Origin of the sequence: Nonomuraea sp. NPDC050663, assembly GCF_044456985.1 — a bacterium.
In the GTDB taxonomy this organism is placed as follows: Bacteria; Actinomycetota; Actinomycetes; order Streptosporangiales; family Streptosporangiaceae; genus Nonomuraea.
On the sequence record NZ_JBITGL010000003.1, the window covers coordinates 445939 to 467796 of the forward strand.

22 protein-coding genes are annotated in these 21858 nt (G+C 72.1%); 10 read left to right on the forward strand and 12 right to left on the reverse strand.

The features are described from left to right. Positions 1-268 precede the first annotated feature (268 nt). The gene (locus tag ACIBH1_RS11135) at positions 269-1297 is read left to right on the forward strand and encodes a DUF418 domain-containing protein (protein ID WP_397313526.1); all 1029 of its coding nucleotides are present in this window, start codon (positions 269-271) and stop codon (positions 1295-1297) included. A gap of 137 nt (positions 1298-1434) precedes the next feature. Here the strand turns inward: ACIBH1_RS11135 and ACIBH1_RS11140 are convergent, their stop codons facing one another. The 3 genes from ACIBH1_RS11140 to ACIBH1_RS11150 all read right to left on the reverse strand — a co-directional run bounded on the left by ACIBH1_RS11140 (position 1435) and on the right by ACIBH1_RS11150 (position 4892). After that, complete coding sequence (locus ACIBH1_RS11140) at positions 1435-2271, reverse strand: DUF4097 family beta strand repeat-containing protein (RefSeq protein WP_397313527.1); 837 nt, start codon at positions 2269-2271, stop codon at positions 1435-1437. A gap of 5 nt (positions 2272-2276) precedes the next feature. After that, on the reverse strand, positions 2277-2801 hold the full coding sequence (locus tag ACIBH1_RS11145) for a hypothetical protein (protein ID WP_397313528.1): 525 nt from the start codon (positions 2799-2801) through the stop codon (positions 2277-2279). Positions 2802-2912: 111 nt separating this feature from the next. Continuing rightward, positions 2913-4892 (reverse strand): intein-containing Rv2578c family radical SAM protein, encoded by a 1980-nt coding sequence (locus ACIBH1_RS11150; RefSeq protein ID WP_397313529.1) that lies wholly within the window; start codon positions 4890-4892, stop codon positions 2913-2915. Between the two features lie 132 nt (positions 4893-5024). Here ACIBH1_RS11150 and ACIBH1_RS11155 point away from each other — a divergent pair, with 132 nt between their 5' ends. From ACIBH1_RS11155 to ACIBH1_RS11165, 3 genes are read left to right on the forward strand one after another with little or no spacing between them, the layout of a single operon-like run. Then, positions 5025-5285: a DUF3040 domain-containing protein gene (locus ACIBH1_RS11155; RefSeq protein WP_397313530.1), complete on the forward strand. Its 261-nt coding sequence runs from the start codon at positions 5025-5027 to the stop codon at positions 5283-5285. Between the two features lie 60 nt (positions 5286-5345). Further along, positions 5346-5987, forward strand: coding sequence for an HAD family hydrolase (locus ACIBH1_RS11160; protein WP_397313930.1), 642 nt, complete (start codon positions 5346-5348; stop codon positions 5985-5987). 55 nt (positions 5988-6042) lie between these two features. Continuing rightward, positions 6043-6639 carry a TetR/AcrR family transcriptional regulator gene (locus ACIBH1_RS11165; protein WP_397313531.1) on the forward strand — a complete coding sequence of 199 codons (597 nt, stop codon included), beginning with the start codon at positions 6043-6045 and terminating at the stop codon, positions 6637-6639. On the opposite strand, the gene ACIBH1_RS11170 is transcribed toward ACIBH1_RS11165, so the two are convergent. From ACIBH1_RS11170 to ACIBH1_RS11200, 7 genes are all read right to left on the reverse strand, one after another. Continuing rightward, complete coding sequence (locus ACIBH1_RS11170) at positions 6627-8222, reverse strand: penicillin-binding transpeptidase domain-containing protein (protein WP_397313532.1); 1596 nt, start codon at positions 8220-8222, stop codon at positions 6627-6629. The two genes, ACIBH1_RS11165 and ACIBH1_RS11170, sit on opposite strands and share 13 nt — an antisense overlap. A gap of 52 nt (positions 8223-8274) precedes the next feature. Next, on the reverse strand, positions 8275-8934 hold the full coding sequence (locus ACIBH1_RS11175; RefSeq protein WP_397313533.1) for a lysophospholipid acyltransferase family protein: 660 nt from the start codon (positions 8932-8934) through the stop codon (positions 8275-8277). A gap of 228 nt (positions 8935-9162) precedes the next feature. Then, on the reverse strand, positions 9163-10335 hold the full coding sequence (locus ACIBH1_RS11180) for an RNA polymerase sigma factor (RefSeq protein ID WP_397313534.1): 1173 nt from the start codon (positions 10333-10335) through the stop codon (positions 9163-9165). Further along, the gene (locus tag ACIBH1_RS11185; RefSeq protein ID WP_397313535.1) at positions 10332-11033 is read right to left on the reverse strand and encodes a YciI family protein; all 702 of its coding nucleotides are present in this window, start codon (positions 11031-11033) and stop codon (positions 10332-10334) included. Before ACIBH1_RS11185 ends, ACIBH1_RS11180 begins: the two co-directional genes overlap by 4 nt. Continuing rightward, positions 11030-11641, reverse strand: a complete 612-nt coding sequence (locus ACIBH1_RS11190) for a hypothetical protein (RefSeq protein WP_397313536.1) — start codon at positions 11639-11641, stop codon at positions 11030-11032. Before ACIBH1_RS11190 ends, ACIBH1_RS11185 begins: the two co-directional genes overlap by 4 nt. Beyond that, the gene (locus ACIBH1_RS11195; protein WP_397313537.1) at positions 11638-12384 is read right to left on the reverse strand and encodes a MerR family transcriptional regulator; all 747 of its coding nucleotides are present in this window, start codon (positions 12382-12384) and stop codon (positions 11638-11640) included. The genes ACIBH1_RS11190 and ACIBH1_RS11195 overlap by 4 nt, the downstream gene beginning before the upstream one ends. A gap of 51 nt (positions 12385-12435) precedes the next feature. Continuing rightward, entirely contained in the window at positions 12436-13374 is a 939-nt protein-coding gene (locus tag ACIBH1_RS11200; protein WP_397313538.1) for a tyrosine-type recombinase/integrase, read from the reverse strand. Positions 13375-13437: 63 nt separating this feature from the next. Here ACIBH1_RS11200 and ACIBH1_RS11205 point away from each other — a divergent pair, with 63 nt between their 5' ends. Then, positions 13438-14130: an alpha/beta fold hydrolase gene (locus ACIBH1_RS11205; RefSeq protein ID WP_397313539.1), complete on the forward strand. Its 693-nt coding sequence runs from the start codon at positions 13438-13440 to the stop codon at positions 14128-14130. On the opposite strand, the gene ACIBH1_RS11210 is transcribed toward ACIBH1_RS11205, so the two are convergent. After that, entirely contained in the window at positions 14102-15331 is a 1230-nt protein-coding gene (locus tag ACIBH1_RS11210) for a cysteine desulfurase-like protein (protein ID WP_397313540.1), read from the reverse strand. The genes ACIBH1_RS11205 and ACIBH1_RS11210 overlap by 29 nt on opposite strands. A 51-nt stretch (positions 15332-15382) precedes the next feature. Between ACIBH1_RS11210 and ACIBH1_RS11215 the strand changes: the two genes are divergently transcribed. From ACIBH1_RS11215 to add, 4 genes are read left to right on the forward strand one after another with little or no spacing between them, the layout of a single operon-like run. Further along, positions 15383-16813, forward strand: a complete 1431-nt coding sequence (locus ACIBH1_RS11215; protein WP_397313541.1) for a wax ester/triacylglycerol synthase family O-acyltransferase — start codon at positions 15383-15385, stop codon at positions 16811-16813. A gap of 10 nt (positions 16814-16823) precedes the next feature. Beyond that, complete coding sequence (locus ACIBH1_RS11220) at positions 16824-17927, forward strand: winged helix DNA-binding domain-containing protein (protein ID WP_397313542.1); 1104 nt, start codon at positions 16824-16826, stop codon at positions 17925-17927. Between the two features lie 55 nt (positions 17928-17982). Next, complete coding sequence (locus ACIBH1_RS11225) at positions 17983-18852, forward strand: GNAT family N-acetyltransferase (RefSeq protein ID WP_397313543.1); 870 nt, start codon at positions 17983-17985, stop codon at positions 18850-18852. Continuing rightward, positions 18846-19823: an adenosine deaminase gene (add, locus tag ACIBH1_RS11230; protein ID WP_397313544.1), complete on the forward strand. Its 978-nt coding sequence runs from the start codon at positions 18846-18848 to the stop codon at positions 19821-19823. The genes ACIBH1_RS11225 and add overlap by 7 nt, the downstream gene beginning before the upstream one ends. A 5-nt stretch (positions 19824-19828) precedes the next feature. Here add and ligD read toward each other — a convergent pair whose 3' ends face one another. After that, the gene (ligD, locus tag ACIBH1_RS11235) at positions 19829-20719 is read right to left on the reverse strand and encodes a non-homologous end-joining DNA ligase (RefSeq protein WP_397313545.1); all 891 of its coding nucleotides are present in this window, start codon (positions 20717-20719) and stop codon (positions 19829-19831) included. 426 nt (positions 20720-21145) lie between these two features. Between ligD and ACIBH1_RS11240 the strand changes: the two genes are divergently transcribed. Then, the gene (locus tag ACIBH1_RS11240) at positions 21146-21532 is read left to right on the forward strand and encodes a VOC family protein (RefSeq protein WP_397313546.1); all 387 of its coding nucleotides are present in this window, start codon (positions 21146-21148) and stop codon (positions 21530-21532) included. Positions 21533-21858: the final 326 nt, after the last annotated feature.

Sequence of the window (21858 nt, forward strand, 5' to 3'; positions counted from 1 at the left end):
GGGCCTGCTTCTTGGCGCTCTTGGCGGCGCGTGTCGACTTGATGGCGGCCTTCTTGGCCTTGCCGGACTTGGCCGCGGGTTTCTTCCTCGCGTCTGTCATGGTGTTTCCCCCGATGATGCTGAATGCCCTGTTTGGGCGTCCGTGAGTTGAATACCCACTATGTCGAGAGGTGTAGCAACGAATGTGGCCGAAAGGATGACCGCGGGGGCCGGATAACCCTGCTTTCGGTTCAGGGGCGGCGTTCGGGACTTGGCGACGATGTGGCGCATGCTTCCCCTTCAACACGCGCCCTCCCCTGCGACGCGGGCGCGCCTGCTCTGGCTCGACGTGGTGCGCGGATTCGCGCTGTGCGGCATCCTGCTGGCCAACGTGCGGCCCATCGCCAACGCCGGCGAGGCCGTCATCGCGGCCGGGCCCGCCCCCGCCTTCTTCGGGCAGATGTGGCCCGGCCTCTTCGTCGACCAGCGCTTCTACCCGATCTTCTCCCTGCTGTTCGGCGTCGGCTTCGCGCTGCTGTACGGCTCGGCCCAGGCGCGGTCTCCGCGTCCCCGGCTGATACTGCTGCGCCGGCTGCTGGTGCTGCTCGCGCTGGGGCTGGCGCACATGTTCCTGCTGTGGCGCGGCGACGTGCTCACCATCTACGCGGTGGCCGGGCTGGTGGCGCTGCTGCCGTCGACGTGGCTGCCCCGCTGGGCGGTCGCCGTCCTCGGCGCGGTCGTCGTGGCCGCCTCGCTGGCGTTGTCGGGCGGGGCGTTCACGCTCGTGCCCGGCCTGTTCCTGCTGGGGGCCGCGCTGGTGCGCTACGGGGTCGTCGATGCGGCCGAACGTTCGGCGAAGGGAGCCGTGGCGGGGGTGGCGCTCTTCGCCGTGCCCGCGGTGCCGCTGCTGGTGTGGCAGGTATCGCTGGACCCCGCCGACCCCGCCTTCTCCCGGGCGTTCGCCCTCGCCGGGCTGGCGGTGGCCGGGGTGTACGTGTGCGCGATGGCGGCGCTCATGCACACCTGCGCGCGGCGGGCGCTGGTGGCGGCGTTCGCGCCGCTGGGGCGGATGGCGCTGACCAACTACCTGAGCGCCACAGCCATCGTGCTCGCCGTACGTCCCCTGGTGGGCGGGACGCCCGACCAGTGGGGGCAGGGGACCGTCGCGGTGATCGCGGGGGCGGTGCTGGCGGCGCAGTGGGCGTGGTCGAGCTGGTGGCTGGCCCGCTACCGGCAGGGGCCGCTGGAGTGGCTGTGGCGCTGGGCCACCTGGGGCCACCGCCCACCCTTCAAACGAACCCCACCGACCACCACCTGATGACCGGGCCGCCTCCACCGGGGGACCTGCGCGACACCCGGTGGCCGGGTCGGCCCCTCCCGCGACTTGGCGCACCCAGCGGCCAGTCACACCCGGCGGACGGTCACACCCAGCGGCCAGTCACACCCGGCGGACGGTCACACCCGGCGGACGGTGATGCGGCCGTAGCCGGTGCGGGCGCGCAGGCGTACGGTCTGCGCGCCCTCGGCCGGTGGCGTGGCCGCGGGCCGGGGCACCTCCACCTCGCCATAACTGGAGCTCACATCCAGCCACGCGGCGCTCCCGGCACCGATGCCGACGTCCAGATCCCCCGAGGCGGTCTCCAGCGACACCGTCCCCCGCACCACCTGCCCGACCCGGATGCTGCCGTGGGCGGTCTTGGCCGCCAGCCCCGCCAGGGCGCGCTCGACGTCGATGCTGCCGGAGGCGGTGTTCAGCCGCAGGTCCCCGGCCGCGGTGCCGATCTCGATGTCGCCGTTGGCGTTCTTGGCCACCGCCGACGAGGCCAGCTCGCCCGCACGGATGCGCCCGTTGTGGGTGGTCAGCTCGGCGTGCCCGCTCGCCCGCTCGATCTCGATGTCGCCCGAGGAGGTGCTCAGCCGCGTCCTGCCGCTCTCCTCCACCAGGATCGCCCCGTAGGAGGTGTCGAGCACGCACTCGCCCAGCACCCCGTCGGCGCGGATGTCGGTGGTGGCCTGGGCGTTGACCCGAGACCCCGCGGGAAGACCCACCCTCAGCTCCACCAGCGAGCCCCAGCCGAACCACGAACGGGACTTGGGCGACGTGACGCGCAGGCGCCCCCCGGCGAACTCCACCCTGGTCTGCTCCACGGCGGCCAGGCTGCTCTTGTCGCCCGGGTCGGCCGCCCGTACCTCGACCACCGTGTCTCCGCGCTCGGAGGCGCTCAGCCGGATCGAACCGGAGCCGATCTCGATCAGGGCGGAGATGGGGCCGGGGGTGTCGAACGTGGTCATGGGCCTCAGCCCACCCAGCCGGTGTAGCTCTGGCCGCCGCGTTCGCGCCGGGGCACCTTGGCCGGGCCGCTGTCGATCGCGGCGGACACCACGCGCACCAGCCAGGAGTTGACCGACAGGCCCTCGCGTCCGGCGGCCTCGTCGATGCGGGGCTTGAGGTGCTCGGGCACGCGCAGCGCCACCCTCACCACCGCCCCCTCCTCGGCGTCCGCAGGCGCTGCCGCCGGCGGGGCGGCGGCGACCGTGCGGGGGGTCGGCTCGTCGAAGGCGTCGTCGGCGCGGGAGGTGGGGGGCGGGGTGACGACGAAGTGCGGGTCGCGCCCGCGCAGCCGCACGTCAACGGAGCCGGGGGCCAGGTCGCGGGTGATCTCGTCGGCAGCGGCCGACAGGGCTTCCAACAGGGCCAGGCGGGTGGCGGACTCGATGGTCGCGGCCAGGCGCTCGGCCAGCGCCCGGGCCTCCTCGCCGGTCGCCTCCGCTGCCAGGGCCAGTTCGCGGCGCAGGCTGTCGATGTACGGCGAGAGGTCCATGACACCAGTATGACGCCACCCGGCACCATGCACCGCTCAGCCACGCACCGCTCAGCACGCCCACGCCGTGCCGCCCACGCCGTGCCGCCCTTGAGCCGGCAGTCCGCCCCGCTACAGCAGCGTCAACTGCTCCGGCCCCGCCACCGCCGCTTCCGCTGGGACGATGCGATGGGAGTCGCCCCGGCGACGGCGGCCGATCCCGTGGCGGTCGGCCAGCTCCTTCACCCGGGCCGCGATGTGCTCCTGGTAGCCCTTGGGCGCGTACGCCCCCCGGCCGTACAGCTCCAGGTAGCGGGGCACGAGCCGCGGATGGGTTCGCCCCAGCCACCCGAGGAACCACTCCCGGGCCCCCGGCCGCAGGTGCAGCACGATGGGCGAGACGTGGGTGGCGCCCGCCTGCGCGATGGCCCGCACCGTCTCCTCCAACTGCGCCGGGGAGTCGGTGAGGTAGGGCAGGACGGGTGCCATCAGCACCCCGCACGGGATCCCGGCGGCGTTCAGGGTGCGGCACGCCTCCAGGCGGCGCAGGGGATGGGGGGTGCCCGGCTCCACCGCCCGCCACACCTCGCCGTCGACGAAGCCGACCGACACCGCGGTGCTCACCTCGGTCACACCGGCGGCCGCGGTGAGCAGGTCGAGGTCGCGCAGGATGAGCGTGCCCTTGGTGAGGATGGAGAAGGGTGTCGCCGTGTCGGTGAGCGCCTGGATGATGCCGGGCATCAGCGTGTAGCGGCCTTCGGCGCGCTGGTAGCAGTCGACGTTGGTGCCCATCGCGATGGAGCGTCCCCGTCCCCGCCACCGGGGCGAGGCCAGCTCGCGCCGGGCGAGTTCGGCGGCGTTGACCTTCACCACGACCTTGGAGTCGAAGTCGAGCCCGGCGTCGAGGTCGAGGTAAATGTGGGTGTTGCGGGCGAAGCAGTTGTGGGAGACGACGCCGTCGGCGATGAAGTCTCCGGTGCCGGTGGTGATGTCGTAGAGCGGTAGTTCCAGGCCGAGGGGCTCCACGGCGACGACCTGGAGGCCGGCGGAGGTGCCGACCGCGGCGCCCTCGAAGGAACGTTTGCGGGTGGCGGCGGGATCGACCGTGTGGAGGAAGCGCAGCCGCTCGGGCAGGCCGCCCAGCAGGCGGACGACGCCGGGACGCTCGCTGACGTGGGCGAACCCGAACGCGTCGAGACACTCCTGGAGCTGGTCGACGAGGTCGACGAGGTCGGCGCTGGCGATCGTGAGGTCGCCAGCAATCGTGAGGTCGCCGTGGATCGGGCCGTTGTGGATCAGGCCGCCGTGCACCAGGCCGGAGTCGCCCCCGGAGTCGCCCCCGGAGTCGCCCCCGGAGTCGCCCCCGGAGTCGCCCCCGGAGTCGCCCCCGGAGTCGAAGGCTCCCGCGAGGAACCCCTTCCTCCAGCTAAGCCCCCGAAAGCCGGGTTCGTGCGACGCCCCGCAGTGGTCGAGGAAGGCCGCTCGGCGGTCGAGCGCGTCGGCGTCGGCCGGGGCGAGGCGGGTCGTGGCGTGCAGGTAGCCGTGCCGGTAGTCGTCGTCGATCTTCGGTGGCTCGGCGAACCGGCCGCTGCCCATCAGGTGGTCGCCGCGGGTGAGAACCCGTCGCCGGCCTTGCGGGGAGCCGGTGACGTATGCCCAGCCGCGTTCGGAGAGGAAGCGGTGGTCGGCGCCGGCGACGAGGCGGGTGCCGTCGGCCAGGGTGACGCGGTGGGCGGGCTTGTGGGTGGACCAGTGGGCCAGCACGTCGGTGATGACGTACCGGCGCTGGGAGCCCTGCCGTCGCGTGCCGTAGACGCGGTCGCCGACCTTCAGGTCGGCGATGGGCGCCGTGCGCCCGTCGGCCGTCAGGATGGGCGTGTCGCCCTGCAGGCAGTAGGTGCACGCGTGGCCGCATCCGCGGTAGGGGTTGATCGTGTAGTCGAAGGGCACGCGGCTGGCGGCCGGGACGCGGTTGACGATGGAGCGCGCCCGGATCTCGTAGAAGGTCATCCCGCGGAAGGCGGGCGTGTCGAAGGTGCGCGTGACCGCGCCGAAAAGGGGCACGGCGGGGGTGTCGGCCGTGCCGTCGAGTCGGAGGTTGTCCCAGCGCACGCCATGATTAGAACAGGCGTTCGACGATGATCGCAACCGGAAAGGTCGCGCAATTACCTGACCATGGAGTGGCTAATGATCTTCATGGTTGGGCAGAACCTCGGCACAGTGCTTGCGTTCCGGAGGTGCACCATGGCCTGGTCGCAGGACGAGGAGCGGTTGCTCGCGCAGATCGAGCAGCGCCTCGTCGATGAGGATCCACGGCTCGTCGCGCGGCTGGAGTCCTTCAACAGGCGTGCCGGGAAGAGCGAGACCCGCGCCAAGGGGCCGCGCCGGCGGCTGAGGCGCTCGACCGTCATCATCGCGGTGAGCTGGTTGCTGATCGCGACCCTGGTGACCACGCTGCTGATCCTGGTGCTGCGGCACGAGGCGGCGGCGATGGCCCTGCTGTGAGCCGGCCACGACCGGGCTGGCATCCCCCAGGCGCCTGCCGGTAGCCTCGCGCGCGTGAACATGCGCGCGGTGGTGTTCGATCTCGACGGCACGCTGCTCGACACGATGGCCATCTCGCCGCGCGTCTACGTCGACACGGTGCTGGCCCTGGGCGGGCCGCGACACACCCCTGACGACGTGGTGGCGATGTGGCACATCGGGCCGAGCCCGGTGGTGCTGGCCAGGCTGCTGGGCCGCGGGCTGCGCGAGGGCGAGCTGGAGTGCTACTACGCCCACGTGGAGCGTGCCGTACGGCAGGCCAGGGCCTTTCCGGGGATTCCCGAGGCCGTGGCGGGGCTGGCCGCGCGCGGCGTGCGCACGGCGGTCTACACGGCGGCCACGCGCCGGGCGGCCGAGCTGAAGCTGGAAGCGGCCGGGATGGGCGGCGCGTTCGACGTCATCGTCTGCGGCGACGAGGTGGCCGCGCCCAAGCCGGCGCCCGACGGGTTGTGGCGCGCGCTGGAGCTGCTCGGCGTGGAGCCGGCGCTGGCGGCCTACGTCGGCGACGGAGCGGTGGATCTGGGCTGCGCCAGGGCGGCAGGCGCGCACGGGGTGCACGCCTGCTGGGGTACGGCGGAGCCGGGCGGGTGCGGGTTGCCGGAGCCGGGGGCGCACGCGGGCTCGCCCGCCGCGTTGGCCGATCATCTCGGCGGCCCCCACTAGCAAGACGCGACACTATACGCAACGCAAGACGCAACGTTGCGTATAGTGTCGCACCATGACTCCCAACCCGGCCCGTCGCAGCGAACGTTCCCGCATCGCCATCCTGGCCGCAGCGCTGGAACTGGTGCGCGAGCTGGGCTACGCCAAGCTGACGGTCGAGGCGATCGCCGCCAGGGCGGGTGTCGGCAAGCAGACGATCTACCGGTGGTGGCCGTCGAAGGCGGCAGTGATCTTCGACGCCTTCCTGCAGCACAACCAGACCCCCGCCGCCGGCGAGGTCGTGCTCCCCGACACCGGCGACTTCGCCGCCGACATGCGCCTGGTGCTGCACGCCACGGTCGCCGAGTTCAACGACCCGACCTTCGCCTCGGCCTACCGCGCGCTCAACACCGACGTCCAGGACGACCCCGAGCTGGCCGAGCAGATGCTGGCCCGGGTGCTCAAGCCGACGCTGGAGGCCGTGCGGGAGCGGTTCGGCGCGGCCCAGCAGGCGGGCCAGATCGCCGACGGCGTCGACCTGGAGGTGGCGGTGGAGGCGCTGTTCGGGCCCATCTACTACCGGTGGCTGCTGCGCACGGCCCCCCTGACCGACGAGTACGCCGACGCAGTGCTGCGGCAGCTCCTGCTGGGCTGGCAGGCCTACAGGCCCTGAAGGAAGCGCGCCCCCACCGGCGCGGCGACCTTGCCGCCGCCTCCGCCGCCCTCGACGATGACCGCGAAGGCCACATCGCCGCGATAGCCCATGAACCAGGCGTGCGACCCGGCGACCGGGTTGCCGTATTCGGCCGTGCCGGTCTTGCCGTACGTGCCCGACGGCAGCCCGGCGTCCTTGGCGGTTCCCTTGACCACCACCGCCCGCATCATCTGCTTGAGCGCCCGCACCGCGTCGGCGGGCAGCTCGTGCGGCTCGGCCTCCTGCTTGCGCCCTTCGACGAGGGTCGGCGGGCGCCAGGTGCCGTCGGCGATCGCGGCGGCCACCGAGGCCATCGTCAGGGGCGTGGCCACCAGGCGGGCCTGGCCGAAGGAGGAGGCGGCCAGCTCGGCGTCGGACTCGGGCGCGGGGAAGCTCGGCTGGCGGGCGGGCACGCCGATCTTCAGCGGCTGGTTGAACCCGACGCTCTCGGCGGCCGCCTTGAGCTTGTCGCCGCCCAGTTTGTCCTGGGCCAGCGGGGCGAAGCTGGTGTTGCAGGAATGGGCGAAGGAGTCGGAGAAGCTGAGCGAGCCGAAGGAGGCGTGCTCGGAGTTGCGGATCTTCAGCCCGCCGACGGTGGCGTACTGCGGGCACTGCACGGTGTCGCCCGCCTTGACCCCCTCGGTGAGCAGGGCCAGCGCGGTGACGGCCTTGAACGTCGAGCCGGGGGCGTACTGCCCGTCGAGGGCGCGGTTCATGTCGCCGCGGTTGTTGACGACGGCCAGGATGCCGCCCGTCGACGGCTTGATCGCCACGATCGAGGTGGGCTTGTCCATCTGGTCGACGGCGGCCACGGCGGCCCGCTGCACGCTCGGGTCGAGCGTGGTCTCCAGGGGCTTGCCGGTGGCGCCCTTGAGGGTGGAGAGCGTCTTGTCGCCGAGCATGATGTCGGTGGCCGGGGTGCCGGCCAGGCGCTGCTGGAAGGTGGCCTGCAGCCCGCCGCGCCCGATGGCCTGACCGGTCTTGTACGGCGGGCCGTACTTCTTGACGTCGTCGGCGGTGGCCTTGTCGAGGAAGCCGACGAGCTGCTGGATGGAGTCGCCCGAGCCGCCGTCGATGCGGCGCCCGTCGGCGTCGGTGATGGCGGCGCGCTGGGGCCAGCGGCTCTTGAGCGAGAAGCTCGCGCCGGGGGTGAGGTCGGGGTGGAGGGTGGCGGGTTTCCAGTCGACCTTCCAGGCGCGCTCGTGCACGATGACGTCGATGGTGCCCTCGTAGCTCCACTGTCCGGCGTTGGCCAGGGTGAGCGTGGCGGTGTACGGCACGGCGGCGCGGTCGTCGCCCTCGCGCACGGCGCCGAGGGTGACCTTGGTGGCGGTGACGCCCAGGCCCTTGCGCAGCTGGTCGTAGGCGGCCAGCGACTGGGGCCGGGCGAGCTCGGCGCTCATGGCGCCGGTGTTGCCCGCCTGCCAGCCGGCGGCGAAGCGGGCGGCGGTCTCGGCGGGTGTTCCCCGGGTGTGCAGCAGGTAGTAGGCGCCGCCCGCCGCGGCGCCCACCACCAGGACGCTCGCCGCTGAGACGAGCACGATCGTACGGCCACGAGCCACTGGTCGCCCCCTGACAAGTGATGGCTGGGACCAGAAGCTTAGCGGCGACAAATCATGACTTGTCTGGATTTGCCTTGACTGATGTCGCGTACTGCGCCACGTACTCCTGACCGGACAACTTCTGGATCGCCGCCATGATCTCGTCGGTGACCCGCCGCCGGTCGCGGGCGTTGGTGTGCTCGCCCTCGAAGTGCAGCGGCTCGCCGATCTTGATGCCGATGGTCACCGGCCGCGGCAGCTTGGACCCCGCGGGCATCGCCCGGTCGGTGCCCGACAGCGCCACCGGCAGCACCGGCGCCCCCGTCTTCAGCGCCAGCCACGCCACACCCACCTTGCCACGGTACAGCCGTCCGTCGGGCGAGCGCGTGCCCTCGGGGTGGATGCCGAACAGCTCGCCCGACTCCAGCAGCTCGGCGGCGCCGTCGAGCATCGCCTGGGCCGCCCCGGCGCTCTCGCGGTCGATCGGCAGGCTGCCGCCCAGGCGCATGAAAAACTGGGACAGGGGATTGCCGTTGAAGTACTCGTTCTTGGCCGTGAAGGTCACGTGCCGCGGCAGCAGCGCCGGCAACAAGAAGGAGTCGATGATCGACAAGTGGTTGGCGGCCAGGATGCCCGGGCCCTTGGCCGGCACGTTCGCCGCTCCGGAGATGTGCGGACGCCACAACACGTGAGCTGTGGGCGCGGCGACGAACTTGACCATCTCGTACAGCAACGCATCTCTCCCGGGGTTCGTGGGGACGGCGCACCCACCATAAAGCGCAGGGGTCCCGTCGTGTGACGGGACCCCTGCGATGCCTTTAAGGCCGCTGTGGCGGTCGCCTCCTCGGCGAGAGGCACAACACGGCTCCAGCCGAACGGTATTCCGTGAAGGCGGTAATTTGCGGCCCGGGGGACACAAACCACAGCGGCCTCACCGATGCTAACGGACATCCGGGGGTTGCTATTCCACCTGACCCAAAGATTGCGCTCGCGTGATGAGGAACTCACGTTCCAGCGAGGTCCCCACCTGCGCGATCGCCTCCCGATACGCCTCCATGGCCGCCTCGAATCGCCCGAGCCTTCGCAGCAGCTCCGCCCGGGTGGCGGGCAGCAGGTGGTAGCCCGGCAGCTCCAGCCCCTCCAGCAGCCGCAGCCCCTCGGCCGCCCCTTCGGCTCCTCCGCCGGCCTCGGCGACCGCCACAGCGCGGTTGAGGCGCACGACGCCCGACCCCGTCAGGTGCTCCAGCACCCCGTACAGCTCGGCGATCTCGCGCCAGTCGGTGTCGTCGGCCTTGGCGGCGATGGCGTGCTCGGCGGCGATGGCCGCCTGCAGCAGGTAGGGGCCCGGAGCGCCCGGAGTGAGCACGGCCAAAGCCTGGCGGATCTCCTCCTGGTGCCAGCGGGTGCGGTCCTGCTCGGCGAGGGTGACCAGGCGGCCGTCGGCGTCGGTGCGGGCGTCGCGGCGGGAGTGGTGCAGCATCATGAGCGCCAGCAGCGCCAGCACCTCGGTGTCGGCCGGCATCAGCTCGGCCAGCATGCGGGCCAGCGCGATGGCCTCCTCGGCCGGCTCGCCCGCCAGGTTCTTGTAGCCCTCGGTGAAGATCAGGTAGATGACCGCCAGGACGCCGTCGCGCCGCTCGGCCAGCTCGGGGCCGGCGGGCACCCGGTAGGGGATGCCGGCCTGGCCGATCTTCTTCTTGGCGCGGGTCAGCCGCGCGGCCATGGTCGCCTCGCCGACCAGGAACATGGCGGCGATGCGGGGCGTGGGCAGGCCCGCCACGCAGCGCAGCGTCAGCGCCACCCTGGCCTCCATGGACAGGGCCGGGTGGCAGCAGGTGAAGATCAGCCGCAGCCGGTCGTCGGGAACCTCGTGCAGCTCGGGCTCGTCGACGACCAGCAGGGGCAGCTTGCGGGCCGCCACCGCCGTACGGCGCAGCCTGTCGACGGCGCGCCGGCGGGCCGCGGTCAGCAGCCACGCCGGCGGGTTGGACGGCACCGGCGGCCAGGCGGTCACCGCGGCGGCGAAGGCCTCCTGCAGCGCCTCCTCGGCCAGGTCGAGGTCACGCAGCTCGGAGGTGAGCAGGGCGAGCAGGCGCGCCCAATGGTCGCGGTACGCCTGCTCGACCGGGTTCATCCCGTGTACTCCACCACCGGCCGCACCTCGATGATGGGCTCCGGCACCGCCTTGGCCAGCTCGATCGCCTCGTCGAGATCCTTGGCGGCGATCTCGTAGTAGCCGCCCATCTGCTCGGCGGTCTCGGCGAAGGGCCCGTCGGTGACCAGGATCTCGCCGCCTTCCTTCTTGCGGACCGTGCGCGCGGTGCCGGTGTCCTGCAGGGCCTCGCCGGAGATGTAGGCGCCGCGCTCGCGCAGCATCTCGGTGAACTTCCAGTGCGCCTGGGCGGTCGCCTCGATCTGCTCCGGGGTGGCGTTCTCCCAGACGCTCTGGTCGCCGTAGAGCAGCAGGGTGTACTTCAGGCCGGGCGGCACCTCGGCGGGCGGCTCGGAGGGGTACTCCATCACGGGCCTGATCTCCACGTCGCCCGGCTGGGCCTTGGCGAACTCCAGCGCCTCGGCGTCGTCCTTGGCGTCCACCAGCATGTATCCGGTGATCTGCTCGGCCGTCTCGGCGTAGGGCCCGTCGGTGACGATCCCGTTGCGGATGGTGGTGGCCGTGTGCGACAGGGCCAGCTCGTTGCCGCCGCGCGCGGCCCCGCGCTCGTCGAGCATGGCGCTGTAGGCGCCCCACTCGGCGTAGACGGCCTCGCGCTCGGCCTGAGTCGCGTTCTGCCAGGGCTTCTCGTCGCCGACGACGAGCAACACGTATTTCATGTCGAAACCTCCTTGGCACCATGACGCGCGGGCGGCTCGGGAATCGACAGCGCTCGCACAAAACTTTTCGGATCGTCGGCGTGCACCCGGATGAGGCTGGCGGTGCCGGTCTTGCCGAGTGGCCGGGTGACCGTCACCGGCTCGCTGAGCCGGATGGTGACGTTCGTCTGCGAGGAGACGACCACATCCAGGCGATCGTCGGCAAGCGTGACCACGCCGCCGTCGTGGATCTTGGCGTCGGTGCGGGCGCTCTCGACCAGGTGCAGGGGGATGCGCAGGTCGAAGGCGGCGCCGTAGCGGATGCGCAGCTCGCCGTCGCCGATCAGGTGGGTGCGGGTCCGGCAGGCGGCGATGACGCCGAGGATGAGGACGACGGAGTAGAGGTGGAGCACCACCATGGCCTGGTGCAGCCACGGCCAGGGGATGAGGAAGTAGAGGGCGACGCCCTCCAGCGTCATGGCGAACAGCCACACCAGCAGCGTGGAGGACTGGCCGCGGAAGTAGCCGAACGGCGTCACGCCGGGCCTTGCGTCGTGTTTGAGGCCGCGCGCCCAGTAGTACAGGCTCGTGGTGGCCCTCAGCTCGTGCATGAACAGTCTGCGGATCACCGGGTGTCCCTTTCGCCGAGCAGCTGGAAGGCGTGGCGGACGATGGCGGCCTGGCCGGGGGTCAGGTCGGCCAGGAAGGCCGCGCCGAAGGGGCTGTCGAGCATCTCCTGGCCGTCGCCCGGCAGCACGCCCGCCGGGAACAGGGCCAGCAGCTCGCGCGCCACCTGCGGCACCCTGGGGTCGCCTGGATCGCTCACCTCGTCCATGGCGGCGTAGACGTCGGCGACGCGCTGGACGAACGCCGGATCGTCGGCCATCGGGCCGAGCATCGTGACGATCTCGTCCTTGACCTGCGGGCTGGCGGCGGTGTCGAGCATCGCCAGCCACTGGCGCTCCTTGGCCAGCAGGCCCTGGGCCTGGGCCGGGATGCGGGTGAACAGCGCCGCCATCTCCGGCGAGACCGGGTCGTCGGGATGCAGGTCCTGCTGCGCCATGAGCGCCGCCAGCCGTTCGCGGCGGCGCGCCAGGTCGGCCTCCTGGCGGGCCAGGTCGGCGTCGAGCTCGCCCAGCACCTCGCGCAACTCCCGGCCGTAGTCGTCGGCCAGCACGTCGCGCACCTCCTCCAGCGACAGGCCCAGCTCGGTCAGGCGCCTGATCCTGGCCAGCTCCACCGCGTCGCGAAGCCCGTACACGCGATAGCCGTTGGCCCGGCGCCTGGGTTCGGGCAGCAGGCCGAGCTGGTGGTAGTGGCGCACGGCCCGCGTGGTCACGCCGGCCAGGGCGGCCAGTTCTCCGATCCGCATGACTCCATGAAAAACGTTGACGCTACGGCAAGGTCAAGTTGATCTTCGAGGTCACGCCAGGGGGCGGGCCTCGGGCAGGCGCAGGCGGTCGACGGCTTCGCGGCGGGTGCGCTCGGGGCGGCGGTCGTAGCGGGCGGTCGTGGCCGGCGAGGAGTGCCCCACCAGCGCCTGGGCCGTCGCCAGGTCCACCCCCGCGTCCAGCAGCTCGCCGATGAAGGTGCGGCGGAAGTCGTGGGCGGTGCGCCGCGGCGCGCCGGCCTCGCCCAGCCGCCGGGTGAGGATGTCGGCGATGCCCTGCCCGCTGAGCGGGCGCGGGCGCAGGCCGCCGGTCTTGGTGAAGGGCGAGAACAGTGGCCCGGGCGAGTCGCCGCGCACCGCGATCCACCGCTCGACCAGGGCGATCGCCTCCCGCGTCAGGTACACCATGCGCTGCTTGTCGCGCTTGCCGCGCACGCGCAGGCTGCGACCGCCGCTGTCGTAGTCGGCCAGGGTGAGCCCGGCGATCTCGGAGCGGCGGCAGCCGGTGGAGTACAGCACCGCGATGAGCGCCGCGTCGCGCACCCCGGCGGGCGTGGCGTCGCATTCGGCCAGCGCCGCCCCGACGACCTCGGGCGGGACGTGGTGGCCGGTGGGCAGGCGGCTTTGCCGTACGGGGGCCAGGTCGGTGGCGCGGGCGTGTTCCTCGGCGGTCAGCTGCCCCAGCCGCCAGGCCTCCTTCAGCACGCGGCGCAGCGCCACCAGGTGCTTGTTGACGTAGGCGGCCGACCAGCCCTGCTCGGTCAGCAGGGTGCGGATGCGCACGGTGTGCTCGTAGCGCAGCAGGTGCCAGGGCAGGCCGCTGCCGGTGACGGCCTGCTCGCCGCTGATCAGGCGGGCGATGCGGTCGAGGCAGCCCTGCATGGTGCGGCGCGACTCCGGGCTGGTGAGGGAGTCGAGATAGACGTGGTACGGATCACGGACCGGTTCCACCTGCAGCGCTAGCTCACTCACTCTCCCGATCATGCCAGAATACGGCTAGGTTATACGTATAAACGACCCTCCCGGAGGCCCCCAGTGCAGCTGAACATCCACGAGCGCGGCGACGGCGACCGGCTCGCCCTGCTCATCCACGGCGGGATGAGCGACCACCGCACCTGGCACGCGGTGGAGGACGAGCTCATCGCCCGCGGCTACCGCGTCATCGCCCCCGACCTGCGCGGCCACGGGCTCAGCCCGCGCGGCGGCTACAGCGCGGAGGCGCTCGGCGCCGATCTGGTCGAGAACCTGCCGACCGGCGCCGACGTCGCCATCGGCCACTCGCTCGGCGGGCTCTCGCTCGGGCTCGCGGTCGACAAACTGCGGCCGAAGAAGGCGATCTACTCCGATCCCGGCTTCAAGCTGGGCAACGTGCCCGCCGAGGCGACGACCTTCATGCGCAAGATGGTCATCACCGCCACCGCCGAATCGGTGCGGACGATGAACCCGCGCTGGTCCGACGCCGACATCGAGGCCGAACTGGCCGGATTCGCCCTGTTCGACCTCGACTTCTTCGAAGGCGTCGTGGAGGGCGTGGTAGCCGACCACACCCCGCCCCTCGTCGTGCCCTCGCTGGTGCAGCTGGCCGAGCCCAGCTTCACCGTCACCCCAAAGGACGCCGTCGAGCTGGCCGGGCTCGGCTTCGAGGTGCGCACCGTCAAGGGCGCCGGGCACTGCATCCACCGCGACGACTTCGCCGGGTTCATGGCCTCGCTGGAGGGCTGGATCTGAGTTCGGCCACCGCCGCGAGCAGGCGCTGGACGTCGTCGCGGCTGTTGTAGTGGACCAGACCGGCGCGTACGGCTCCGCCGCCGTCTCGCACGCCGAGCGCCCCGGTCAGCTCCCACGCGTAGTTGTGGCCCGACCAGACGTTGACGCGGCGCTGCGCCAGGTGTTCGGCGACCTCGCGCGGGGTCAGGCCGGAGACGGTGAAGTAGGCGGTGGCCGTACGGCGGGCGGGCTTGCCGTACAGGGTGACGTGGGGCATCGCGGCCAGCCCGTCGACGAGCCCGGCGAACAGCTCCAGCTCGTGCGCCTCGGCGGCGGCCATGGACGTCAGCAACCGCTGACGGCGGGAGGACGGCCCGGTGGTTGCGGGGGCATCCACCGGGCCCATCCACGCCAGCCCCGCCAGGTGGTCCACGGCCGCCGTCACCCCGGCCAGGTCGGCGAAGGCGGCGGTGCCGGTCTCGAAACGGTCGGGCACCGTGTCGGGCGCCGGGGTCAGCTTGTCGGGGAAGATCGTCGCCAGCAGCCCGGGATCGGCCACCAGCGCCCCGATGTGCGGCCCCGACCACTTGTAGGCGCTGGTCACGTAGAAATCGGCCCCCAGCTCGGCCATGTCGACCGGCCCGTGCGGGGTGGCGTGCACGCCGTCGACGAACACCAGCGCCCCCGCCCGCCGGGCGATCGCGGCGATCTCGGCCACCTCGGGCCTGGTGCCCAGCACGTTGCTGGCCGCCGTCACCGCCACCAGCCGGGTGCGCGGCCCGACGAGCTCGCGGTACTGCTCGACCGGCAGCTCGCCGGTGACCGGGTCGACCTCCGCCCAGCGCACCGTGGCGCCGGTCTGCGCCCAGGGACGCACGTTGGCGTCGTGGTCCAGGCGCGACAGCACGATCTCGTCGTCCGGCCCCAGCCGCAGGGCGGCGGCGATCCGGTAGGTCAAGGTCGTCATGTTGGGTCCGAACACCACCCCCTCGGCGCTGCCGCCGACCAGGTCGGCCACGGCGGCGCGGGCCTGCTCGACGATCTGGCCCGAGCGGTGGCTGGCGGGGAAGGCGCCGCCGACGTTGCCGATGCCGGCGCGGTAGGCGGCCGAGATGGCCTCGATGACGGAGACGGGGGTCTGGGTTCCGGCGGCGCCGTCGAGGTAGGCGTAGCCGTCTGACAGGGCGGGATAGGCGGCGCGGACCGCATCTAGGGGGAACACGCGGCTGTTATGCCCCTTGAAGGCGTCGGACAAGTCTGGTTTGTTCGGGACATGGCGCAGCTGTCGGCACTGGACGCGCAGTTCCTCCACTTCGAGACCGCCACCAACCACGCCAACATCGCGGGACTGGCCGTCCTGGAGGGCGACGTCAACCGTTCGGACCTGCAGGACCTGCTCGAGCAGCGCCTGCCCTACGTCCCGGCGATGCGGCGCAAGCTGGCCCCGGTGCCGTGGGGGCTCGACCACCCCTACTGGGAGCAGGAAGACGACCTCGACCTCGACTACCACGTGCGCGAGATCGGCCTGCCGCCGCCCGGAGACGACCGGCAGCTGGCCGAGCAGGTCTCGCGCCTGCACGCCCGGCGCCTGGACCGCGGTCACCCGTTATGGGAGATCTACCTGATCCACGGCCTGTCCGGCGGCCGAATGGGGCTCTACACCAAGATCCATCACGCGGCGGTGGACGGCATCGGCGGCGCGGACGTGCTGGCCGCCCTGCTCGACGTCGGCCCCGACCCCGCGCCTCCGCCGCAGGGGCCCGCCGGGCGCGAGGAGCCGGTGCCCTCGAAGCTGGCCATGGTGGGCAACGCGCTGACCAGGCTGGCCGCCAACCCCGCGCAGGCCGTGCGCTTCGCCGCCGCCGCGGTGCCGCACCTGGACGAGATCCCGGTCCTGTCACGCCTGCCCGGCACCGCCCTCGTCTCCCGCCTGGCCCGCCAGATGGCCGGATCGGGGGAGCTGCCGCAGCTGCCCCCGCTGCCCGCTCCGCGCACGCCGTTCAGCGGGAAGATCTCCGCGCACCGCCGCTTCGCGTTCGTGTCGCTGCCGCTGGAGGAGATCAAGCAGGTACGGCGGGCGTTCGAGGTGACGGTCAACGACGTCGTCATGGCGATCTGCGCCGGGGCGCTGCGGCGCTGGCTGGAGACGCACGGCGGGGTGCCCTCGCGGCCGCTGGTGGCAGGGGTGCCGTTCTCGCTGCGCGAGGCGGGCGAGGTCGCGCCAGGCAACCAGGTGACGATCATGACGGCGCCGCTGGCCGTGCACCTGGACGACCCGGTGGAGCGGCTGCGCCACGTGCAACGCGCGATGCAGCGCATCAAGGACCGCTTCGCCCTGGCCCCCGCCACGTGGCTGCGGGAGTTCTCCGAGTCGATGCCGGCCGCCCTCATGGGGCTGGCCGCCCGCTCGGCCTTCGGCCTGGTCGGGCAGACGATGCCGCCGATCAACGTGGCGATCTCCAACGTGCCGGGGCCGCAGTTCCCGCTGTACGTGTGCGGGGCGCGGCTGCTGACCCACTACCCGGTGTCGGTGATCACCGACGTGAGCGGCGGCGTCAACATCACCGCCTTCTCCTACAACGGCTCCGTCGACGTCGGGGTGGTCACCGACCGCCAGATGGTGCCCGACCCGTGGGAGCTGGCCCACGACTTCCGCAAGGCTCTCGACGAATTGCGGAACGAAGCCTTCCGCGATCGGGTCTAGTTTGGTGGTCATGGACCTCAGGACGCTGAACCGCACCACCCTCCAGCGCCAGCTGCTGCTCGGCCGATCCTCCGACCTGTCGCCGTACGAGGCGATCCGGCACCTCGTGGCGCTGCAGGGCCAGGATCCCAACCCGCCCTACCTGGGGCTGTGGTCGCGACTGGAGTCCTTCACCCTCGACGCGCTCACCGACCTGCTGTACGGCAGGCAGGTCGTGCGCGGCTCGCTGCTGCGCGGCACCCAGCACCTGTGCGCCGCCGAGGACTACGTGTGGCTGCGCCCGCTGATGCAGGCGCCGATGAGCCGCGCCCGCCAGGGCAGCTTCGGCCGCGCCACCCAGGACCTCGACCTGGAGGAGTTCGCCAAGCACGCCCGCGAACTGCTCGAAGGACGCACCCTGACCCGGCCCGAGCTGGCCGCCCTGCTGATGGAGCGCTACCCCGGCTACGACAAGCTCGCGCTCGGCTGGTCGGCCCAGGCCCTGCTGCCGCTGGTGCACACTCCGCCCAACGGCACCTGGAACCGGCGAGGCGCAACCCCCTTCACCCTGGCCGAGGAGTGGATCGGCCGCCCGGTGGAGTCCGCACCGCCGGTGGAGCGCCTGATCACGCGCTACCTGGCCGCCTTCGGCCCGGCCACCGTCAAGGACGTGCAGACCTGGTCGGGGCTGACCCGGCTGCGCGAGGTGATGGAGGCCATGCCGCTGCGCCGCCACGGCGAGCTGTACGACCTGCCCGACGCGCCGCTCGCCGACCCCGGCACGCCCGCCCCCGCCCGGTTCCTGCCGTGGTTCGACAACCTGGTGATCGCCCACGCCGACCGCTCGCGCCTGATGAGCGGGCAGGCCCGCCGCCGGGTCTGCCCCGGCGGCTCGCTGGTCTACCCGACCTTCCTGGTCGACGGAATCGTCGGCGGCATCTGGGACTTCGTGGAGGGCGCCCTGGTGATCCTGCCCTTCGACCCCGTCGCCGACGACGACGCGGCCGAGCTGACCGCCGAGGGCGAGCGCATGCTGGCCTTCGCCGGATTCGACGAGGGGAGTGTCACCTGGATGCCGCCGCACGACGGCTCCACGACGCCCTGGCCGCCGAGCACCTGGCCCGGCCCGAGGTGAGCCTGGGCCGCATGCCCGCGCCGCCGAGCAGCGTTAGGACGTTAAGCTCCACGAAATGAAGATTCGCACCCTTTCCGGCCGTGACGAGCTCGAGCTCTTCAACCGCATCCCGTACCTCCTCAACCACGAGCTCGACGACGACCTGGCCGGCGGGCGCAGGAAGCCCGAGTGGATGTGGGTGGCGATCGAGGGCGATGACATCGTCGGGCGGCTGGCGTACTGGGGCGCGGGCGAACCCCAGGTGATCGACATTCTCGACTTCGACGACCTCGACGTGGGCGTCGAGCTGCTGACGGTCGCCCTGAAGACGGTGGGCAAGGCCGACTACAGCCGTTTCGTGCCGGCCGACTGGCGCTCCTCGCCCGAGCCGGTGCGGCTGCGCATGGCGGCCGTCGAGCGGCTGGGCGGCACCCTGCTCGTCGAGCGGCTGCGCCTGGAATGGAAGGCCGGAACCGACCTGCCGCCGCTCGACCCGCGCCTGACCTTCCGCCCCGTCGAAGGCCGCGACGAGCTGCTGTCGATGATGATCCCGGTCCTCGAAGGCACCCTCGACGCCCACGACCGCGACAACCTGACCCGCATGACCCCCGCCGAGGCTGCCGCCGACCACTTCGACGGCGAGTTCGCCCGCTTCACCACACCCCGCGAGTGGTGGCAGGTCGCGCTGGCCGACGGCGAGCCGGTCGGATTCGTCGTGCCGGCGCGCAACTCCTACAACCCGATCATCTCCTACATCGGCGTGCTGCCCGCCTTCCGCGGGCGCGGCTACATCAACGGCATCCTCGCCCAGGGCACCCGCACGCTCGCCGAGACCGGCGTCGAGCGCATCAGGGCCGCCACCGACGTGGGCAACGTGCCGATGGCCAAGGCCTTCGAACGGGCCGGCTACGTCACCTTCCAGCGGCAGATCGACATGACATGGTGACCGCCGGCGAGCCGCGGGACGTGCGCGCGCTGCCCAAGGCGCACCTGCACACCCACCTGGAGAGCACGCTGCGCCCCGCCACGATCGAGGAGTGGGGCGGCGACCCGCCGGCCGCCCGCGGCTTCTCCGGCACGCCGATCTACCCCGACTTCCGCGCCTTCGGCGACGAGCGGGCGGCCGTGCGCGACCTGCTGAACTCGCCCGAACGCTTCCGCCGGGCCGCCTACGAGTTCTGCCAGGACGAGGCCGCGCAAGGCGTGCGCTACGCCGAGGTCACCTTCACCGCCGCCTCCCACGGCGAACGGGCCGGCGACGCGCGCATGCCGCTCGAAGCCGTCCTCGACGGGCTGCACCAGGGCGAGCGCGACTTCGGCCTGCGCACGGCCGTGCTGCTCGACCACTCCAGGCGCCGCTCCACCGAACGCCTGGCCCGCACCGTCGACCTGGCCCTCGCCTACGAGCGCGTGGTCGGGGTGGGCCTGGCGGGAGACGAGAGCCACCCGCTGACGCCGTTCGGTCGCGAGCTCGACCGCGCCCGCGCGGAAGGCGTGCACCTCGTGCACCACGCGGGCGAGGCCGCCGGAGCCGACAGCGTGCGCGAGGCGCTGGAGGTGGGCCACGCCGAACGGCTCGGCCACGGCATCCGGGTGCTCGACGACCCCGCCCTGGTCACGCGGGTGCGCGAGAGCGGCGTGCCCCTGGAGGTGTGCCCGTCGTCCAACGTGATGTTGTCGCTGGCCCCCTCCTGGGCCGAGCATCCGCTGCCGCGTCTGATCGAGGCGGGCCTGCACGTCACGCTCAACACCGACGGCGAATGCGCCCTGAGCGGGGAATACTCATCGGCGCGCGAGGTCTTCGGCTTCGGCGACGACGTGCTGGCCGAGCTCGCTCGTGCCTCGGTGCGCGCCTCCTTCGCGCCCGGCGCGGTCAAGAAGGAGATCCTGGCGGAGATCGACGCCTGGGCGAGTTGACCTGGTCACTCCCTCATCCCTCGCCACGACGGGTGGCGCAGCAGCCCTTCCCGGGTCCACTGGGCGAACTCCACCTCCCCGGCCAGCACCGGCTCCACCCAGCGTGCCGGGCCCGGCGGCTGCGGGCCGGCGAACGGGCTGGAGTCACGCTCCAGCGGCGCCAGCCGTACGGCCAGCTCGCGCAGCGCCGCGTCGGTGAAGCCGGTGCCCACGTGGCCGGCATACCGCAGCCCGTCCGGCCCCGGCACGCCCACCAGCAACGATCCCGGCAGCCCCGACCGCCGTCCCTCGCCCGGCTTCCAGCCGCCCACGATCACGTCGACCGTGTGCGTCAGCTTGGTCTTGCGCCACAGGTCGCTGCGCCGCCCGGGCAGGTACGGCGAGTCGAGCCGCTTGCAGATCACCCCCTCCAGCCCCCTGGCCCGCGCCGCGGCCAGCACCGCCGAGGCCTGGCCGGGGTAGGCGGGGGAGACCTGCGGCAGCTCCAGCGTCTCCAGCAGCTCCCGCCGCCGGGCGTACGGCAGGGCGAGCGTGTCACGGCCGTCCAGATGCAGCACGTCGAAGGCGTAATAGGCCACCGGTACGGCGCGCACCAGATCCGGCTGCGGATGCCGTACATGCATCCGGGCCTGCAGCGCCCCGAAATCGGGACGGCCGTCGGGGCCGGTCGCCACGATCTCCCCGTCCAGCACCGCCCGCCGCCCGCCCGCCAGGCCCGCCAGCTCCGGATAGCCGCCGGTGATGTCGCGATCGTTGCGCGAGAGCAGCCGCAGGCCGTCGTCGCGGACGTAGGCCACGCAGCGCAGGCCGTCCCATTTGAACTCCGCGCACCAGGCCGCCTCGTCCCCCGGCAACCGCGCGGTGACCGCCAGCATGGGGTGGACCAGCTTAAGCATGGTGAGAAGTCATGGTCATTGGCCTGTGCACGGCATCCGCCCCCCGCGTGACCTCGGCGATCTCTCGAGATTACGGGCCGGCCCCTATATCCCTGCCTTGACGACTCCAAGGGCACGGAAAGGTCCGTCACCGATCAGGAGGGCATCTTCTGCGACAACGACTGGTCGCCAGCGGGGCTCAAGAGGAGATCAGGCAGCTGATCGCCGCAATCACGGCTGGACAGATCGCCATTGTCTGGTTCTTGGAGCCAAGCCGCGGCCGGCGCTGCCGCGAGCCATGAGGGTGCCCGGCCGGAGTATCGGCTGGCGTTCGGCCCCGATGCGGACGAACGCGAGAGGGCCGGCCTCTTCGCCGCGTCGCAGTCGTTGTTGACACATGTCCTGCATCACCCGACTGAGGCGGAGTCACAGCGATACGTTGTCGACATGGCAACACCTTGGACGCTTGGCTGCGATGCAGCCGACCCGCACGGGCTCGCTGCGTTCTGGGCGATCGCGCTCGGGTACGTGGCCGAGCCGGGGTACGACGAGCCGGACGGTGCCTCCATCGTCGATCCGGACGGTGTGGACCCAGCCATCGGCTTTCTCAGGGTGCCCGAGGGCAAGACCGCCAAGAACAGGATGCACATCGACATCCGAGTTGCCGGCGAGCCGTCATGGGACACGGCCGAGCGTGAGAAGGCCATCCGTGCGAAAGCAGCCGAGCTGGTCGCCGCCGGGGCTGCGGTTGTCCGCGAGGTGTCCTATGGTGAGCAGCGCCTTGATCATGTCGTCATGACCGACCCGGAGGGCAACGAATTCTGCGTCGCGTGATGGCGGGTGACCAATCCTCACGATCAGCGCCCCCGTACGGTCACCGAGGATAGGCGGAGCCGCGATGACCCGCCCCCTACAGCGCGCCTCTCTCGCCGAACGGCTGCTTCAAGAATGAGTCGTCCCAGGGGTCGCCCGTCTTCATCGCCTCAAGCTGTTCTTCTCGCCCGCGACTGATGAGCACGCCTGCCGGCATCAGGCATGCCAGGCGTGCCGTACGCCCGAGCAGGACGCGCGCCCGGCGCCAGCGTGCGGTCGACATCGTCCAGAGCAGGCGCAGTCCGGCCGGGTGAGCAGGTCTCGGACGTGACGGATCTGCTCGATGG

Coding starts and splice junctions, on each gene's coding strand:
- ACIBH1_RS11225 (WP_397313543.1), top strand. CDS start 17,983: ATGAAGATTCGCACCCTTTCCGGCCGTGACGAGCTCGAGCTCTTCAAC.
- ACIBH1_RS11215 (WP_397313541.1), top strand. CDS start 15,383: ATGGCGCAGCTGTCGGCACTGGACGCGCAGTTCCTCCACTTCGAGACC.
- ACIBH1_RS11240 (WP_397313546.1), top strand. CDS start 21,146: ATGGCAACACCTTGGACGCTTGGCTGCGATGCAGCCGACCCGCACGGG.
- ACIBH1_RS11140 (WP_397313527.1), bottom strand. CDS start 2,271: ATGACCACGTTCGACACCCCCGGCCCCATCTCCGCCCTGATCGAGATC.
- ACIBH1_RS11220 (WP_397313542.1), top strand. CDS start 16,824: ATGGACCTCAGGACGCTGAACCGCACCACCCTCCAGCGCCAGCTGCTG.
- ACIBH1_RS11165 (WP_397313531.1), top strand. CDS start 6,043: ATGACTCCCAACCCGGCCCGTCGCAGCGAACGTTCCCGCATCGCCATC.
- ACIBH1_RS11145 (WP_397313528.1), bottom strand. CDS start 2,801: ATGGACCTCTCGCCGTACATCGACAGCCTGCGCCGCGAACTGGCCCTG.
- ACIBH1_RS11195 (WP_397313537.1), bottom strand. CDS start 12,384: ATGCGGATCGGAGAACTGGCCGCCCTGGCCGGCGTGACCACGCGGGCC.
- add (WP_397313544.1), top strand. CDS start 18,846: ATGGTGACCGCCGGCGAGCCGCGGGACGTGCGCGCGCTGCCCAAGGCG.
- ACIBH1_RS11160 (WP_397313930.1), top strand. CDS start 5,346: ATGCGCGCGGTGGTGTTCGATCTCGACGGCACGCTGCTCGACACGATG.
- ACIBH1_RS11185 (WP_397313535.1), bottom strand. CDS start 11,033: ATGAAATACGTGTTGCTCGTCGTCGGCGACGAGAAGCCCTGGCAGAAC.
- ACIBH1_RS11155 (WP_397313530.1), top strand. CDS start 5,025: ATGGCCTGGTCGCAGGACGAGGAGCGGTTGCTCGCGCAGATCGAGCAG.
- ACIBH1_RS11135 (WP_397313526.1), top strand. CDS start 269: ATGCTTCCCCTTCAACACGCGCCCTCCCCTGCGACGCGGGCGCGCCTG.
- ACIBH1_RS11180 (WP_397313534.1), bottom strand. CDS start 10,335: ATGAACCCGGTCGAGCAGGCGTACCGCGACCATTGGGCGCGCCTGCTC.
- ligD (WP_397313545.1), bottom strand. CDS start 20,719: ATGCTTAAGCTGGTCCACCCCATGCTGGCGGTCACCGCGCGGTTGCCG.